Source organism: Pantoea sp. paga, assembly GCF_007558755.1.
GTDB lineage: Bacteria > Pseudomonadota > Gammaproteobacteria > Enterobacterales > Enterobacteriaceae > Pantoea > Pantoea agglomerans.
Window position 1 is genome coordinate 42686 of sequence record NZ_VLTF01000004.1, and the last position, 17003, is coordinate 59688.

14 protein-coding genes are annotated in these 17003 nt (G+C 55.5%); 13 read left to right on the forward strand and 1 reads right to left on the reverse strand.

The window, feature by feature from the left end:
- Positions 1-163 precede the first annotated feature (163 nt).
- Positions 164-1303 (reverse strand): tRNA epoxyqueuosine(34) reductase QueG, encoded by a 1140-nt coding sequence (gene queG / locus FOV68_RS12855; protein ID WP_143991027.1) that lies wholly within the window; start codon positions 1301-1303, stop codon positions 164-166.
- On the opposite strand from queG, the gene nnr reads away from it, so the two are divergent.
- From nnr to rnr, 13 genes are all read left to right on the forward strand, one after another.
- Positions 1302-2822, forward strand: coding sequence for a bifunctional ADP-dependent NAD(P)H-hydrate dehydratase/NAD(P)H-hydrate epimerase (gene nnr / locus FOV68_RS12860; protein ID WP_143991028.1), 1521 nt, complete (start codon positions 1302-1304; stop codon positions 2820-2822). The genes queG and nnr overlap by 2 nt on opposite strands.
- Positions 2819-3295 carry a tRNA (adenosine(37)-N6)-threonylcarbamoyltransferase complex ATPase subunit type 1 TsaE gene (gene tsaE / locus FOV68_RS12865; protein ID WP_143991029.1) on the forward strand — a complete coding sequence of 159 codons (477 nt, stop codon included), beginning with the start codon at positions 2819-2821 and terminating at the stop codon, positions 3293-3295. The genes nnr and tsaE overlap by 4 nt, the downstream gene beginning before the upstream one ends.
- On the forward strand, positions 3292-4962 hold the full coding sequence (amiB, locus tag FOV68_RS12870; RefSeq protein ID WP_143991030.1) for an N-acetylmuramoyl-L-alanine amidase AmiB: 1671 nt from the start codon (positions 3292-3294) through the stop codon (positions 4960-4962). Before tsaE ends, amiB begins: the two co-directional genes overlap by 4 nt.
- A gap of 46 nt (positions 4963-5008) precedes the next feature.
- A complete protein-coding gene (gene mutL / locus FOV68_RS12875; RefSeq protein WP_039390552.1) occupies positions 5009-6874 on the forward strand; it encodes a DNA mismatch repair endonuclease MutL in 1866 nt (621 codons plus the stop codon).
- On the forward strand, positions 6867-7817 hold the full coding sequence (miaA, locus tag FOV68_RS12880; RefSeq protein WP_031592737.1) for a tRNA (adenosine(37)-N6)-dimethylallyltransferase MiaA: 951 nt from the start codon (positions 6867-6869) through the stop codon (positions 7815-7817). Before mutL ends, miaA begins: the two co-directional genes overlap by 8 nt.
- A 104-nt stretch (positions 7818-7921) precedes the next feature.
- Positions 7922-8233 carry an RNA chaperone Hfq gene (hfq, locus tag FOV68_RS12885; RefSeq protein WP_010256116.1) on the forward strand — a complete coding sequence of 104 codons (312 nt, stop codon included), beginning with the start codon at positions 7922-7924 and terminating at the stop codon, positions 8231-8233.
- 72 nt (positions 8234-8305) lie between these two features.
- Positions 8306-9586 carry a ribosome rescue GTPase HflX gene (gene hflX, locus FOV68_RS12890; RefSeq protein ID WP_010256119.1) on the forward strand — a complete coding sequence of 427 codons (1281 nt, stop codon included), beginning with the start codon at positions 8306-8308 and terminating at the stop codon, positions 9584-9586.
- Positions 9587-9813: 227 nt separating this feature from the next.
- Positions 9814-11052: an FtsH protease activity modulator HflK gene (hflK, locus tag FOV68_RS12895; protein WP_010699807.1), complete on the forward strand. Its 1239-nt coding sequence runs from the start codon at positions 9814-9816 to the stop codon at positions 11050-11052.
- Positions 11053-11055: 3 nt separating this feature from the next.
- Positions 11056-12060: a protease modulator HflC gene (gene hflC / locus FOV68_RS12900; protein ID WP_010256123.1), complete on the forward strand. Its 1005-nt coding sequence runs from the start codon at positions 11056-11058 to the stop codon at positions 12058-12060.
- 57 nt (positions 12061-12117) lie between these two features.
- Positions 12118-12318: a DUF2065 domain-containing protein gene (locus FOV68_RS12905; protein WP_010256126.1), complete on the forward strand. Its 201-nt coding sequence runs from the start codon at positions 12118-12120 to the stop codon at positions 12316-12318.
- Positions 12319-12484: 166 nt separating this feature from the next.
- Positions 12485-13783 (forward strand): adenylosuccinate synthase, encoded by a 1299-nt coding sequence (locus tag FOV68_RS12910; RefSeq protein ID WP_031592738.1) that lies wholly within the window; start codon positions 12485-12487, stop codon positions 13781-13783.
- A gap of 218 nt (positions 13784-14001) precedes the next feature.
- Positions 14002-14445: a nitric oxide-sensing transcriptional repressor NsrR gene (nsrR, locus tag FOV68_RS12915; protein ID WP_031592739.1), complete on the forward strand. Its 444-nt coding sequence runs from the start codon at positions 14002-14004 to the stop codon at positions 14443-14445.
- A 16-nt stretch (positions 14446-14461) separates the two neighbouring features.
- Positions 14462-16954: a ribonuclease R gene (rnr, locus tag FOV68_RS12920; RefSeq protein WP_010256132.1), complete on the forward strand. Its 2493-nt coding sequence runs from the start codon at positions 14462-14464 to the stop codon at positions 16952-16954.
- Positions 16955-17003 lie beyond the last annotated feature (49 nt).

Genomic DNA, 17003 nt, shown 5'->3' on the forward strand with positions numbered 1-17003 from the left:
AAATAAACACAACTTTTATGTAAGTTGTTGATATTTATCATTATGAAAATATTTCAATTTGTTATTTAACAGCAAAATCAGCGTTGTTGCAGTTGAATGACAACAGCTTTTTATTTTTATTCACAGCATGTGGAAAACGATAATTCGCGATCAGGCTGTTCAATCACGCATCACGCGGTAAACCCTTCTCTACTGCACGGACCAGGCGCTTCTGCTGGGCAGGTTGCACTTCAACCACGAGTTGCTCTCGTTTCTGCTGCTGCTGCGTGATTGCCCACAGAATATGTTCATCCAGCAGGTCACTTTCACCGAGTCGTTGTTCCAGTACCTGAACGATTTCGGGCGACCAGGGCGCGTTACCCAACGCCACTGCAATATTACACAGCCAGCGTAAATGACCAATGCGGCGAATCGCTGAGCCTTCAGTGATGCGTAAAAACTTCGCTTCATTCCATTGAAACAGATCGATCAGCTCAGGGGCATGTAGCGCCGCTCGCGGTGAAAAGTCGCTTTCGTCACTGAGTTGTCCATAGCGATTCCACGGACAGATCAGCTGGCAGTCATCACAGCCATATATCCGGTTGCCCATCAGCGGGCGAAACTCTTCCGGGATCGCGCCTTCCAGCTCAATGGTGAGATAGGAAATACAGCGCCTGGCATCCACGACGTAGGGCTCAACGATCGCGCTGGTGGGGCAGATAGTCATGCAGGCGACACAGCGGCCACACTGCTCCTGCTGCGGTGTGTCTACCGGCAGCGGAATATCGATCAGCAGTTCGCCGAGGAAAAACCACGAGCCAGCTTCCCGATTCAGTATCAGCGAATGTTTGCCGGTCCAGCCGAGTCCCGCTTTGGCCGCCAGCGGCCGCTCAAGCAGCGGGGCCGAATCCACAAACGGGCGAAAATTAAGCTCGCCACACTGCTGCTGGATCATTTCTCCGAGCTTTTTCAGTCGATTGCGCAATACTTTGTGGTAATCACGACCTAATGCATAACGGCTGACATAGCCCAGCTGGGGATTTTTCAACGTGCTGGCAAAGGCGGCTTTGGCCGGAAGGTAGTTCATGCGAACGCTGATAACGCGCAGTGTGCCGGGCAGCAGTTCATGAGGACGCGCCCGCATCATGCCGTGTCGCGCCATCCACTCCATCTCGCCATGATACTGCTTATCCAGCCACGCCTGCAGGCGCGGCTCTTCCGCACTGAGATCGGTATCGGTGATGCCGACCTGCTGAAAGCCGAGATCCAATCCCCACTGTTTAATCTGTTGTGCGAATTGATGAAGATCGAGAGGGTATGACATGAGTAACCAGGATTCGAAGAAAAACAGCCGCAGTTTACCATATTCTGTCTGGCCTGCGCAGGCTGTGGCCCAGCTTGAGCAACAAGGGGCCGATGCGCTCGGCATTACGCTTTATGAGCTGATGCTGCGTGCCGGACAGGCCGCTTACGAGCATCTGACGGCGCACTGGCCAGAGGCCAGCCACTGGCTGATTCTGTGTGGTCACGGCAACAACGGTGGCGATGGTTATGTGCTGGCGCGACTAGGACAGGCGGCGGGCAAAACCGTTACGCTGCTGGCGTGCGAAAGTGAAAAAGCGTTGCCGGAAGAGGCGCAGCGTGCACGTGGCGCGTGGCTGGATGCGGGCGGTGAAATTCATGCGGCCGATGCGGCCTGGCCAGAGCAGATCGATGTGATTGTGGATGCGCTGCTGGGAACCGGCAGTAATCGTGCGCCCGAAGAACCCTATGCCACGCTGATCCAGCGGGCGAACGCCCATGCGGCGCCGAAACTTGCCATTGATATGCCTTCCGGCTTATCAGCCGGCAATGGCTCCGCGCCCGGCGAAGTAATTAATGCCAGCCATACGCTGAGTGTGGTCGCTCTTAAACCGGGCCAGATCACTGGCAAAGCGCGAGATTACATTGGAGAGCTTTACTATGCCGATCTCGGCCTGGCCGCTTTTCTGGCGGGCGAAGGGGCTCCCATCGCGCGTTATGATGCCAGCGCATTAACCCGCTGGCTCAAGCCGCGCAAACCAACCTCGCACAAGGGCAGTCACGGCCGGCTGTTGGTAGTGGGGGGCGATGCCGGTACTGCTGGCGCGGTGCGGATGACGGCAGAAGCGGCGTTGCGCAGCGGTAGTGGGTTAGTGCGAGTACTTACTCACAAAGATAATATTATTCCAATCCTGACCGCCCGGCCCGAAATTATGGTCGATGAACTGACCGATGAGCGCCTGACGGAGGCGCTGGAGTGGGCCGATGTCATTGCGATAGGACCCGGTCTGGGTCAGCGCGAATGGGGAAAGCGGGCGCTGAAGCAGGTCGCGGGCAGTGAAAAGCCGATGCTTTGGGACGCGGATGCGCTTAACCTGCTGGCAATCAGTGCGGAGAAACGTCAGAATCGCATTATTACGCCGCATCCTGGTGAAGCGGCGCGTTTGCTGAATACCGAGACCAGTGAAATTGAGAGTGACCGCTTACATGCAGCGCAGACATTGGCGCAGCGTTATGGCGGCGTAGTGGTACTGAAAGGTGCCGGTACGCTGATTGCCAGCGAGCAGGGTGAAATGGCCTTTGCTGACGTGGGCAATGCCGGAATGGCCTCCGGCGGTATGGGCGATCTCCTGAGTGGAATCATCGCCTCGCTGGTGGGCCAGAAACTGACGCTGTTTGATGCGGCCTGCGCCGGTTGCGTTGCACATGGTGCCGCGGCCGATGCGGTCGCTGCGCAACGTGGTACGCGCGGTATGCTGGCAACTGATTTACTGGATCTGCTGTGGCAGTTTGTTAATCCTGAGATGAATAAAGAAGCATGAAGACCTGTGTTATCTCTTTGCCCGATGAGGCGGCTACGCTCAGTTTGGGCGCTCAGCTGGCGCGCGCCTGTGGCAGCGCGGCAGTGATTTATCTCTATGGCGATCTGGGGGCGGGTAAAACCACCTTCAGCCGCGGCTTTCTGCAGGCGCTGGGCCATCAGGGCAACGTCAAAAGCCCCACTTACACGCTGGTTGAGCCTTACACGCTGGACGACCGCACACTTTATCACTTCGACCTCTATCGTCTTGCCGATCCCGAAGAGCTTGAATTCATGGGCATCCGCGACTATTTCAGCGGCGATGCTATCTGTCTGGTCGAATGGCCGCAGCAGGGCGCCGGTTTTCTGCCGCCGCCCGATCTCACACTAACGCTGCGTTACGTGGGTGACGCGCGTGAAGCGGAACTGACCGCACAATCCTCGTCGGGCCAGCAATTGCTTGAACAATTTGGTCAGGGCAGGGATCAGGCATGATGTCACGGATGAAAATAGCGCTGGTGACACTGTTGCTGCTGGTATCTACACCCCTGTTTGCCGCCACCCTGTCAGACATCAAAGTCGCCAATGGCGACAGCCAGGCAACCATCACCCTGAATTTTGCCGGACAGCCTGTCTATGGCTTCTTCCCGCTGCGCAATCCTGACCGTGTGGTGCTTGATGTGCGCCAGAGCGGCGTGGTTCAGGGCCTGCCGTTAAATTTCAGCGGCGAAAACATCATAAAGCGAATTCGCACCAGCACCCCTAAAGATAAACAGAGCGTGCGACTGGTGTTTGAGCTGACGCAGGCGGGTAAAACCCGGGCGGTCACCCAGCGCAATGGCAACAGCTACAGCGTGGTCTTCACCATTACCGGTAAGCCGCCTGCTGTTAAGCGCAGTGTGCCTGCGCCGGTGACGGCCCCGACGCGCGTGCCCACCCAGAGTGCCGCAGCGGCTAACCCCTTTAATTCGAATCCGGTGACGTCCGTGACCAGCACAGCCAGCACCGTGAGTCCTGGCCGGGTCGTCAGCCAGAATGATACCGTGATTGTGGCGATTGATGCCGGACATGGCGGTCAGGATCCCGGCGCTATCGGGCAGCGCGGGCTGAAAGAGAAGAACGTCACGATCGCGATTGCACGTAAACTGCGGGTGTTGCTGAATAACGATCCGATGTTCAAAGGCGTCCTGACGCGTGATGGCGACTATTTTATCTCGGTTATGGGCCGCTCCGACGTGGCGCGTAAAGCCAACGCCAATGTGCTGGTATCAATTCATGCTGACGCCGCGCCGAGCCATGCGGCGACCGGTGCATCGGTCTGGGTATTATCAAACCGCCGGGCCAATAACGAGATGGCTAACTGGCTGGAGCAGAAAGAGAAACAGTCTGAGCTGCTGGGCGGCGCAGGTGACCTGCTGGCTAACAGTCAGGCCGACCCCTACCTCAGCCAGGCGGTACTTGACCTGCAATTCGGTCACTCGCAGCGGGTCGGTTATGACATCGCCCAGAAAGTGTTGCAGCAGATGCGCAGCGTGACGTCGCTGCATAAACGTCTGCCTGAGCATGCCAGTCTTGGCGTGCTGCGTTCACCCGATATTCCTTCTTTGCTGGTGGAAACCGGCTTTATCAGTAATTCCTCGGAGGAGCGACTGCTTGGCAGTAGCGCACACCAGGATAAGATAGCGCATTCGATCTATAAAGGTCTGCGCACTTATTTCCTGGCGCACCCGCTGCAATCCATCCCAAAGGAGGAAAACCGGCCGCTGGGCTCGTCGCCAGCGGTTAACGTCGCCAGCAACCCGGCGACCGGGGTGACGCAATATACTGGCGTAACTCAGCGCCATACGGTAACGCGCGGTGAGACACTTTCCGGGATTGCCGCGAAGTATGGCGTCAGCATGTCGACCCTGCGTGAAATGAACACCCTGAAGCGGGATGTGGTATGGGTTGGACAGCGATTGAAAGTGCCGGCCAGTGCGGCCGCCAGCCGCACCACGCGCGCCACGCCACGCGGCGTTGTACGTCATAAAGTGGTCGTGGGCGATTCACTGACCGGCATTGCCGCACATTATGGCGTCAGCCCGAAAGCGATAATGCAGACCAATAATCTGAAATCGACCAACGTCATGTTGGGGCAGAACCTGAAAATCCCTGCATCCTGATTGTTTGCCCGGCCGCTGCGCCGGGCGGCCAGCTAAAAGGAAAACCATGCCGATACAAATTTTACCGCCCCAACTGGCAAACCAGATTGCGGCGGGTGAAGTGGTTGAACGTCCTGCATCGGTTGTAAAAGAGCTGGTGGAGAACAGCCTGGATGCTGGTGCAACGCGCATTGACGTTGATATTGAAAAGGGTGGCGCAAAGCTTATCCGCATTCGTGACAACGGCTGCGGCATCGTGAAAAGCGAGCTGTCGATGGCGCTGGCCCGACACGCCACCAGTAAAATCGCCTCACTGGATGACCTGGAAGCGATCATGAGCCTGGGTTTTCGCGGTGAAGCGCTCGCCAGTATCAGTTCTGTCTCCCGCCTGACCTTAACCTCACGTACCGCCGATCAAACCGAAGCCTGGCAGGCCTATGCGGAAGGGCGTGATATGACGGTAACGGTTAAACCGGCTGCGCATCCCTGTGGGACCACGCTCGAAGTGCTGGATCTGTTTTATAACACCCCGGCGCGCCGCAAATTTATGCGCACAGAGAAAACCGAGTTCGGTCATATCGACGAAGTGATCCGTCGTATTGCACTGGCGCGTTTTGATGTCGCGCTTTCACTGAGCCACAACGGCAAAATGATGCGTCAGTATCGGGCCGTCAGCGAGGAGAGCCAGCGCGAACGGCGGCTGGCGGCTATCTGCGGCACTACGTTTATTCAGCATGCGCTGCGAATTGACTGGCAGCATGATGATCTCTCGCTGCGCGGCTGGGTCGCCGATCCTGCCGGTTCGCGCCAGGTCACCGAGTTACAATATTGCTACGTCAATGGCCGGATGATGCGCGACAAGCTGATTAATCACGCTATCCGCCAGGCGTTCCAGACCCAGCTTCAGGATGACCAGCAGCCCGCTTACGTGCTCTATCTGGAGATCGATCCGCATCAGGTGGATGTCAACGTTCACCCGGCCAAGCATGAAGTACGTTTTCATCAGTCACGCCTGGTGCATGATTTTATTTATCAGGGCGTGGTCAGCGCGTTACAGGCGATAGCGTCACCCGTTTTGCCTGCGCTGCAGGCAGAAGAAGCCGCACCGCGCTGGCAGCCTGAAAACCGTCAGGCGGCGGGGGGTAATCATTTTGCGCAGCCTTCAACGCCCGCCAGCGAGAATCAATCTTCAGCCTCCACGCGGCAAACACCGCCCGCAGCGGCGCCGGCCTGGCAAAACAAAGAGAACGCGTATCGTCAGCGTGAAGGCGCGGTTTATCAGCAGTTGCTGAAAACGCCTGTCAGCGCCACGCCGCCGCCAAAAACCCGTGAACCGGCACCGCGTGCGGCCGAAAAACCCTCGCCGCTGGCCGCGCATGCCCAGAGTTTTGGCCGGGTACTGACCGTGTTGCAAAACCACTATGCGCTGCTGGAGCAGGATCAGAAGTTAATGCTGATGGCGCTGCCGGTCGCGGCGCGCTGGCTGAAACAGGCGCAGCTTGAACCGGGTGAAGAGGGGCTTAAACCGCAACCCCTGCTGATTCCGGTGCGGCTCAAAATCGCCCTGGATGAACGGCAGGCCGCAAAAGAAAAGAGCAGCCTGCTCAATCAGATGGGTATTGATCTTCAGCCCGAAGGTGACCACGTGACCTTACGCGCGGTGCCTTTACCGTTACGAACACAAAATTTACAAATCTTGATTCCTGAGCTGTTAGGCTATCTCGCCCGGCAGCAGGAGATCTCTGCGACGCAACTGGCCCAGTGGCTGGCACGGCGTCAGGATACAGAGTCCTCCGACTGGAATCACTCACAGGCGATCAACCTGCTGGCAGAGCTTGAACGGCTTTGCCCACAGCTCCTGAAATCGCCGCCTTCAGGCTTATTACAGCCCATAGAGATTGAGAGCGCGATCAACGCGTTGAAGCATGAGTGAATTAAACCAGGCTGGCCGGCCAAAGGCTATTTTTTTGATGGGACCCACGGCTTCTGGCAAGACCGCTTTAGCAATTGAATTGCGTAAGCGGTTACCAGTGGAACTAATCAGCGTAGACTCTGCCTTAATCTATCGTCAGATGGATATTGGTACGGCGAAACCGTCGGCTGAGGAGTTAGCAGTGGCACCCCATCGTCTGCTCGACATTCGCGATCCCGCTGAAGCCTATTCGGCAGCGGAGTTCCGGCGGGATGCTTTAGCAGAAATGGCGGAGATCGTTGAAGCCGGACGAATACCGTTGCTTGTTGGTGGAACCATGCTCTACTTCAAGGCGTTACTTGAAGGATTGTCGCCGTTGCCCTCGGCCGATCCCGACGTTCGTCAGCGGATAGAGCAAACGGCGCGTGAAAAAGGCTGGGAAGCTTTACACCGCCAGCTGTGTGAAATCGACCCGGTTGCCGGCAGTCGTATTCATCCGAATGATCCGCAGAGACTTTCGCGAGCACTGGAAGTTTTTTTTATTTCGGGTAAAACTTTAACGGAACTGACAAAAACATCCGGTGAAGCGTTACCCTACGACGTGCAACAGTTTGCCATCGCCCCCGCGAGCCGTGAATTGCTGCACCAGCGCATCGCGTTGCGTTTTGAGCAGATGTTGGCGTCAGGATTTGAAGCGGAGTCTCGGGCCCTTTTTGCACGAGGTGATTTGCATACGGACATGCCTTCCATTCGTTGTGTTGGCTATCGTCAGATGTGGTCTTATTTATCGGGCGAAATCGATTACAGCGAGATGGTTTATCGGGGAATTTGCGCAACCCGGCAGCTTGCTAAGCGACAGATGACCTGGTTACGCGGTTGGGAAAATGTTCACTGGCTTGACAGTGACGAGCCCCGGCTGGCGCGTGATACAGTGTTACAGGTTCTTAGTGCGAAGCATGGGTGATTGTGTACAATTGATGGGTTATCGTGCGCAAATTTTTACGCAGTTTTTTTCAGAACCATAGGTTCTACTTGCAACAAACAACAAGCATATAAGGAAAAGATAGAATGGCTAAGGGGCAATCATTACAAGACCCGTTTTTGAACGCACTGCGTCGTGAACGTGTTCCGGTTTCGATTTATCTGGTTAACGGTATTAAGTTGCAGGGTCAGATTGAGTCATTTGATCAGTTCGTCATTTTGTTGAAAAACACGGTGAGTCAGATGGTGTATAAGCACGCCATTTCTACCGTTGTTCCTTCACGCCCGGTTTCTCACCATAGCAATAATACCGGTGGCGGCAGCAACAATTACCATCATGGCGGCAGCAACACAACTGCGCAGCCACAGCCACAACAAGACGGTGATAACGCAGAATAACGCGTCACCGTACAGCCAGGAACGGAGAACAAAAGTTTTCCGTCCTGGTCTTTTATTTAGCGAGGTTATAGCTTGTTTGACCGTTATGAAGCCGGTGAGCAGGCCGTACTGGTACACATCTGGTTCTCCCAAGACAAAGAAGTAGAAGATTTGCAGGAGTTTGAAACCCTGGTCTCTTCTGCTGGCGTTGAGGCGCTGCAAGTGGTTACTGGCAGCCGCAAAGCGCCACATCCCAAGTATTTTGTCGGTGAAGGAAAGGCCGTTGAAATTGCCGATGCGGTAAAAACAACAGGAGCATCGGTCGTATTATTCGATCATGCCCTTACGCCCGCTCAGGAAAGAAACCTCGAGCGCCTGTGCGAATGCCGGGTCATTGATCGCACCGGTTTAATTCTGGATATCTTTGCCCAACGCGCACGTACCCACGAAGGTAAATTGCAGGTTGAGCTGGCACAGCTGCGCCATCTTGCGACACGTCTGGTGCGCGGCTGGACCCACCTTGAACGCCAGAAAGGCGGGATTGGTTTACGTGGCCCGGGTGAAACGCAGTTAGAAACGGACCGCCGACTGCTGCGCGGCCGTATCAGTCAGATTTTGTCTCGTCTTGAGCGAGTTGAAAAACAGCGTGAGCAGGGACGTCAGTCACGAGCCAAAGCGGATGTGCCAACTGTTTCGCTGGTGGGTTACACCAACGCCGGCAAGTCGACCCTCTTTAACGCCATGACCTCCGCCAACGTCTTTGCCGCAGACCAGCTGTTTGCGACGCTCGACCCCACACTGCGCCGTCTGAATGTTGCTGATGTCGGGGACGTGGTACTGGCGGACACGGTAGGCTTTATTCGCCATCTTCCTCACGATCTGGTTGCCGCTTTTAAAGCCACGCTGCAGGAGACACGTCAGGCGACGCTGTTAATGCACGTGATTGATGGGGCTGACCTTCGCGTCACGGAAAATATCGCCGCCGTCGATGCCGTACTGGAAGAAATTGAAGCGGACGAAATCCCGACGTTACTGGTGATGAATAAAATCGATATGCTCGACGGATTTGAACCGCGTATCGATCGTAACGAAGAGAACCTGCCAATCCGCGTCTGGCTTTCCGCCCAGACAGGCGCAGGCATTCCGTTGCTATGGCAGGCGCTGTCTGAGCGTCTGGCGGGTGAAATAGCCCAGCACGCATTACGTCTGCCACCGGAAGCGGGGCGACTTCGCAGCCGTTTCTATCAGCTGCAGGCGATTGAGAAAGAGTGGAATGAAGAAGACGGCAGTGTAGGATTGCAGATACGTATGCCCATTATTGAGTGGATGCGTTTATGTAAGCAGGAACCGTCGCTGACCAGTTACATTGTTTGATATTGCCCAAACGCATTTACCTTAAAAATTGAAGATTGTCGCACTTTCTTTGCAGACCCGAATACGCTGGAGTTACCCGAGTATTTCGGATTTCAGCAAGGCGGCAACTGAGTGAATCCCCGGGAGCTTACGCAGGTAAGTGACCAGGGTGAGCGAAGGCAGCCAACACCGCTGCAATCCGAAAGCTGAAGGGTAAAAATCGTAATTACAATAAATGGAGTAGAAACATGGCGTGGAATCAGCCCGGAAATAACGGACAGGACCGCGACCCGTGGGGAAGCAGCAATAATCAAGGCGGCAACTCTGGGGGGAATAAGGGAGGACGGGAATCCGGGCCTCCTGATCTGGATGATATCTTCCGTAAGCTGAGCAAGAAGCTTGGTGGACTGGGCGGTGGCAAACAGAACGACAACGGTCAGCGCGGCTCCGGCAGCGGTGGCAAAATTGTTGGTATCGTGGCTGTTGCTGCTGTAGTCATCTGGGCTGCAAGCGGTTTCTACACCATCAAAGAAGCGGAACGTGGCGTGGTGACGCGCTTCGGTAAATTCAGTCACCTGGTCGAACCTGGTCTGAACTGGAAGCCGACATTCGTTGATCAGGTGCGTGCGGTTAACGTTGAATCGGTGCGTGAACTGGCTGCTTCTGGCGTCATGCTGACTTCGGATGAGAACGTGGTGCGCGTGGAGATGAACGTGCAGTACCGCGTGACCGATCCGGAACGTTATCTTTATGCTGTGACCAGCGCGGACGACAGCCTGCGTCAGGCTACCGACAGCGCGCTGCGCGGCGTGATTGGTCGCTCTACCATGGACCGCATCCTGACCGAAGGTCGTACCGTGGTTCGTAGCGATACCCAGCGTGAAATCGACGAGACGATTCGCCCTTATAACATGGGGATCGCGGTGCTGGACGTCAACTTCCAGGCTGCACGTCCGCCGGAAGAGGTGAAGTCTGCATTTGATGACGCGATTGCCGCACGCGAAAACCGCGAGCAGTACGTTCGTGAAGCCGAAGCTTACGCCAACGAAGTTCAGCCTCGTGCTAACGGCCAGGCGCAACGTATTCTGGAAGAGGCACGCGCTTACAAAGAGCGTACCGTGCTGGAAGCGCAGGGTGAGGTGGCGCGTTTCGCCAAGATCCTGCCTGAGTATAAAGCTGCGCCCGAAATCACCAAAGAGCGTCTCTATATCGAGACCATGGAACGTGTGCTGAGCCATACCCGCAAAGTACTGGTTAACGATCGGGGTAATAACCTGATGGTGCTGCCGCTGGATCAACTGATGCGTGGCGGTCAGACTTCATCGGGCCAGAATGGTCAGAAAGGCGCGAATGGTTCTTCGCTGCCTGCGCGCTCCGATAGCAGTGCCAGCCGCAATGAAACGTCGTCATACAGTCCGGACAATATCATGGATCAGCGTCGGGCGAATGCTCAGCGCAGCGACAGCCAGCGCGAAGGGAGAGAGTAATCGATGCGTAAGCCAATAGTATTTTTAATCATTGTCGTGCTGGTGGCGCTCTATGCGTCCCTGTTTGTGGTGCAGGAAGGGCAGCGAGGCATTGTCCTGCGCTTCGGTAAAGTCCTGCGCGACGGCGAAAACAAACCGCAGGTGTTTGAGCCGGGTCTGCATTTCAAGATTCCATTCCTGGAAACGGTTAAAACGCTGGATGCGCGTATCCAGACCATGGATAACCAGGCCGATCGCTTCGTCACCAAAGAGAAGAAAGATCTGATCGTGGACTCCTACATCAAGTGGCGTATCAGCGACTTCAGTCGCTACTACCTGGCCACCGGTGGCGGTGATGTTTCTCAGGCGGAAGTGCTGCTGAAACGTAAGTTCAGTGACCGCTTGCGTTCTGAAATGGGCCGTCTGGATGTGAAAGATATCGTAACGGACTCCCGTGGTCGTCTGACCACCGATGTGCGTGATGCGCTGAATACCGGTTCTGCAGGCAATGATGATGAAATCGCAACCCCTGCGGCTGATGACGCGATTGCCAGTGCAGCGGCCCGTGTAGAGCGTGAAACCAACAGCAGCGAGCCAGCACCGAACCCGAACAGTATGGCGGCGTTAGGTATTCAGGTGGTGGATGTGCGCATCAAGCAGATCAACCTGCCGACTGAAGTGTCTGATGCGATCTTCAACCGTATGCGTGCTGAGCGTGAAGCGGTAGCGCGTAGCCAGCGTTCACAGGGTCAGGAAGAGGCGGAAAAACTGCGCGCCCAGGCCGATTACCAGGTCACCCGTACTCTGGCTGAAGCCCAGCGTGAAGCGCTGATTACACGCGGTGACGGTGATGCGGAAACGGCGCGGTTGTTTGCCGATTCGTTCAGCAAAGATCCTGACTTCTATGCCTTTATTCGTAGCCTGCGTGCCTATGAAAACAGCTTCAATAGCGATCAGGATGTGATGGTGTTAAGCCCGGATAGCGACTTCTTCCGATATATGAAGGCGCCCTCTAACGCGACACGCTAAGAACTGATATAACCTGTGGGCCGACAATGTTGTCGGCCCTTTTTTTTGGGTATCAGAATGAAAACAAGCATCTGGATGGCGCTGGCGCTGGTGTTAGTGCTGGAAGGGTTGGGACCGATGTTTATGCCGCGCGCCTGGCGACGCATGATCCTGACGATGACGCGATTGCCCGATCGTCTGCTGCACCGCTTTGGTGGCGGGCTGGTCGTTGCTGGTATGGTGATTTACTGCATGCTCAGCCTGCACGGCAACCTCTGAGGCTCACGTTCAGACCGGCTAAATTGTGCCTTTCAACGCTATTATCCCCAACATGTTGTAGTGATCAAAACTCAGGCAAAAAAGCGCGCAATCGTATGCTAAAAGTGCTGAAAACCACGGGATCAGATGGTAGAATCCTTTTTTAAGCAATCGGTGATTTTGAGAAATGGGTAAGAACGTCGTCGTACTGGGCACCCAATGGGGTGACGAAGGTAAAGGTAAGATTGTAGACCTTCTGACTGAGCGCGCGAATTACGTTGTGCGTTATCAAGGCGGCCACAATGCGGGCCACACGCTTGTCATCAACGGTGAAAAAACCGTCCTCCACCTGATCCCTTCTGGCATTCTGCGCGATAACGTCACCAGCATCATTGGTAACGGCGTAGTGCTCTCTCCTGAAGCCTTAATGAAAGAGATGAAAGGCCTGGAAGCGCGCGGGATTCCGGTACGTGAACGTCTGCTGATTTCTGAAGCCTGTCCGCTGATCCTGCAATATCATGTTGCGATGGATATGGCGCGTGAACGTGCTCGTGGCGCCAAAGCGATTGGTACTACTGGTCGTGGCATCGGACCGGCTTATGAAGATAAAGTCGCTCGCCGTGCACTGCGCGTCAGCGACCTGTTCAACAAAGAAACCTTTGCTGCCAAGCTGAAAGAAGTGGTCGATTTCTACAACTTCCAGCTGGTGGAGTACTACAAAGAGCCGGCAGTCGACTTCGATAAAGTCCTGAGTGATGTGATGGAAGTCGCTGACATCCTGACTGGCATGGTCGTTGACGTCTCTGAACTGCTGGACGTCGCGCGTAAGCGTGGCGATCTGATTATGTTTGAAGGCGCGCAGGGTACGCTGCTGGATATCGATCACGGTACCTATCCGTACGTGACCTCATCCAACACCACCGCAGGTGGCGTAGCGACCGGTTCAGGCATTGGCCCGCGTTATGTCGACTACGTGCTGGGTATTGTGAAAGCTTACTCAACCCGCGTTGGCGCAGGCCCGTTCCCGACCGAGCTGTTCGATGAAACCGGCGAATTCCTCTGTGCGCAGGGTAATGAGTTTGGTGCGACCACCGGTCGTCGTCGTCGTACCGGCTGGCTGGATGCGGTAGCGGTTCGCCGCGCGGTCCAGATTAACTCCCTGTCAGGTTTCTGCATGACCAAGCTGGACGTGCTGGATGGCCTGAAAGAGGTGAAGATCTGTGTGGCTTACCGTATGCCTGATGGCCGCGAAGTGACCACCACGCCACTGGCGGCAGAGAACTGGGAAGGCATTGAGCCGATCTACGAAACCCTGCCAGGCTGGAGCGAGACAACGTTTGGCGTCAAGACGCTGGAAGGTTTGCCTCAGGCCGCGCGTGACTACATCAAGCGTGTGGAAGAGGTAACAGGTGTGCCGATTGATATCATCTCTACCGGCCCTGACCGCAGTGAAACAATGATTCTGCGCGACCCGTTCGACGCGTAATCATTCAGGCCGGACGTTGTCCGGCCCTTGTTTTTCCATTCTTTGATGCCACTTAACCTCCCTTCGCTTGTCAAACCTTCTGCTGGCTTAAAAAAGCGCACGGCCAGACAGACTCTGGTTTATCATCGTAGCTAATCGAATGGCGATCCGATTTAATCCTGGCATCAATCACAGGGCGGATAAGGTCACGCCGCGTCTGAAGGTTCACTGAGGTTACTGTGCAGCTCACGAGTTTTACTGATTATGGCTTACGGGCACTGATTTATCTGGCATCGTTGCCGGAAGGTCAGCAGACCAATATTACGGAAGTGACAAACACTTATGGTTTGTCCCGTAATCATATGGTCAAAATCATCAATCAGCTGAGCCGGGCGGGCTATGTCGCCGCAACGCGTGGTAAAAACGGGGGCATTCGTCTGGGTATGCCAGCTCGTCAGATTGTCATTGGCGACGTGGTACGTAAGATGGAACCACTACAATTAGTGGATTGCGCGTCCTGTTCCATCTCGCCAGCCTGTCGTCTGAAGCAGGCGTTACATGATGCGGTGCAGCGATTTTTGCAGGAACTGGATAGCTATACGTTGGCAGATCTGGTCGAAGGAAATACACCACTTTATGAGATCATCTTGTCCAGATCGCCGGTGGAAATAAATATTAAATGACATCGGAGGAACCGCTATGTCAAAAGATCCTTTTCAGGATAGAGAAGCTGAAAAATACGAAAATCCTATTCCGAGCCGTGAATTTATTCTGGCTCTGTTAGAAAAACGTGAAAAACCGGCCAGCCGTGAAGAGCTGGCTGAAGAGATGAATCTGCAGGAAGAAGAACACCTTGAGGCGCTGCGTCGCCGCCTTCGCGCCATGGAGCGTGATGGTCAGCTGGTGTTCACCCGCCGTCAGTGTTATGCCCTGCCTGAACGTCTTGATCTCCTGCGCGGTAAAGTCATTGGCCACCGCGACGGCTACGGCTTCCTGCGGGCAGAAGGTCAGAAAGATGACCTCTACCTTTCCGCAGAACAGATGAAATTCTGTATGCATGGTGACGTGATCCTGGCGCAGCCGCTGGGTGCCGATCGCAAAGGCCGCCGCGAAGCGCGCGTGGTCCGGGTGCAGGAACCCCGCAACAATCAGATCGTTGGCCGTTACTTTACCGATGCCGGTGCCGGCTTCGTGGTGCCGGACGATAGTCGCCTGAGTTTTGACATCCTCATCCCGCCTGAAGAGACGATGAATGCCCGCATGGGTTCCGTGGTGGTGGTTGAGCTGGTCCAGCGTCCGAACCGTCGCAGCAAAGCGATCGGTAAAATCGCCGAGATTCTGGGCGATGATATGGGCACCAGCCTGGCCGTAGATATGGCGCTGCGTACGCATGAAATCCCGCACACCTGGCCGCCGGAAGTGGAAGCTCAGGTCAGCAAGCTGAAAGAAGAAGTCCCGGAAGAGGCCAAAAAAGGCCGCGTCGATCTGCGTAAGCTGCCGCTGGTCACCATCGATGGTGAAGATGCCCGTGACTTTGATGATGCTGTTTACTGTGAGAAGAAGCGCGGTGGCGGATGGCGCCTGTGGGTGGCTATCGCGGATGTCAGCTATTACGTCCGTCCTGGCACTCCACTGGATGACGAAGCGCATCAGCGCGGAACCTCGGTCTACTTCCCGTCGCAGGTTGTGCCGATGCTGCCGGAAGTGCTGTCGAATGGCTTATGTTCGCTTAACCCGCAGGTCGATCGCCTCTGCATGGTGTGCGAGATGACCATCTCGACCAAAGGTAAACTGACCGGCTTTAAGCACTACGAAGCGGTGATGAACTCCCATGCGCGTCTGACCTACAACAAAGTCTGGAACATCCTGCAGGGCGACAAAGAGCTGCGTCAGCAGTATGCGCCGCTGGTTAAAGACCTTGAAGAGCTGAACAACCTCTATCATGCGCTGGAAGCCGCTCGTGAAGAGCGCGGCGGTATCTCGTTTGAAACGGAAGAGGCGAAGTTTATCTTCAACGCCGAGCGCCGTATTGAGCGTGTTGAGCGTGTGTCACGTAATGACGCTCATAAGCTGATCGAAGAGTGCATGATCCTGGCGAACATCGCCTCGGCACGCTTCGTTGAGAAAAATCAGGAACCGGCGCTGTTCCGCGATCACGATCGCCCGACTGACGAAAGCATCAAGAGCTTCCGTACCGTGCTCAACGAGCTGGGACTGAGTCTGCCTGGCGGCAACAAACCGCAGCCAATCGACTATGCGGCGCTGCTGAAGCAGGTTGCCGATCGTCCTGATGCGGAAATGCTGCAAACCATGCTGCTGCGTTCGATGAAGCAGGCCGTTTACGACCCGGAAAACCGTGGTCACTTTGGTCTGGCACTCTCGTCGTATGCGCACTTTACCTCGCCAATCCGTCGTTACCCGGATCTGACGCTGCATCGCGCCATCAAATATCTGCTGGCAAAAGAGCAGGATGAAGGTAAAGGCCTGGTACAGCGCGCTATTAAATACCTGATGCCGAGAGATCGCAGCGTCGCCAAAGATATGACGACAGCAACCGGTGGCTATCACTACGACATGCCGCAGATGCTGCAACTGGGCCTGCACTGTTCTCTGACCGAACGCCGCGCCGATGAAGCGACCCGTGACGTCGCGGACTGGCTCAAGTGTGACTTCATGCAGGATCAGGTTGGCAACGTCTTCAACGGCGTCATCTCCAGCGTGACCGGATTTGGCTTCTTTGTACGCTTAAGCGATCTGTTCATTGATGGACTGGTCCACGTTTCGACACTCGACAACGATTACTACCGTTTTGACCCGGTAGGTCAGCGTCTGATCGGTGAATCGGGCGGTCGCACCTATCGTCTGGGTGACACGGTTGAAGTGCGTGTTGAAGCCGTCCATATGGATGAGCGTAAAATCGACTTTGCCCTGATCTCCAGCCAGCGTCAGGTACGTGGTGAAGGCAAAACCGCACGTGACCGGGCGAAGCGTGACGACAAAGCGCCAGCGAAACGCCGTCGTGATGCGAGCAAGAAGTCCAACTTCGAGCCGGACGCCGCTTTCCGGGGCGACAAGGGTAAGCCCGCCGCTGCAAATACCGAGAATAAAAGTAAAAACGTCTCGGAAAAAACCCGTAAAATCGCCGCCGCCACCCGGGCGAAGCGCGCCAGAAAAAAGGCGCAGCCTGACTGATGCGCGCACCCGCCCTTTCTCACTGAGAAAGGGCGGTAATTCATTCATT

Coding starts and splice junctions, on each gene's coding strand:
- amiB (WP_143991030.1), top strand. CDS start 3,292: ATGATGTCACGGATGAAAATAGCGCTGGTGACACTGTTGCTGCTGGTA.
- hfq (WP_010256116.1), top strand. CDS start 7,922: ATGGCTAAGGGGCAATCATTACAAGACCCGTTTTTGAACGCACTGCGT.
- hflC (WP_010256123.1), top strand. CDS start 11,056: ATGCGTAAGCCAATAGTATTTTTAATCATTGTCGTGCTGGTGGCGCTC.
- tsaE (WP_143991029.1), top strand. CDS start 2,819: ATGAAGACCTGTGTTATCTCTTTGCCCGATGAGGCGGCTACGCTCAGT.
- rnr (WP_010256132.1), top strand. CDS start 14,462: ATGTCAAAAGATCCTTTTCAGGATAGAGAAGCTGAAAAATACGAAAAT.
- nnr (WP_143991028.1), top strand. CDS start 1,302: ATGAGTAACCAGGATTCGAAGAAAAACAGCCGCAGTTTACCATATTCT.
- FOV68_RS12905 (WP_010256126.1), top strand. CDS start 12,118: ATGAAAACAAGCATCTGGATGGCGCTGGCGCTGGTGTTAGTGCTGGAA.
- miaA (WP_031592737.1), top strand. CDS start 6,867: ATGAGTGAATTAAACCAGGCTGGCCGGCCAAAGGCTATTTTTTTGATG.
- mutL (WP_039390552.1), top strand. CDS start 5,009: ATGCCGATACAAATTTTACCGCCCCAACTGGCAAACCAGATTGCGGCG.
- queG (WP_143991027.1), bottom strand. CDS start 1,303: ATGTCATACCCTCTCGATCTTCATCAATTCGCACAACAGATTAAACAG.
- FOV68_RS12910 (WP_031592738.1), top strand. CDS start 12,485: ATGGGTAAGAACGTCGTCGTACTGGGCACCCAATGGGGTGACGAAGGT.
- hflK (WP_010699807.1), top strand. CDS start 9,814: ATGGCGTGGAATCAGCCCGGAAATAACGGACAGGACCGCGACCCGTGG.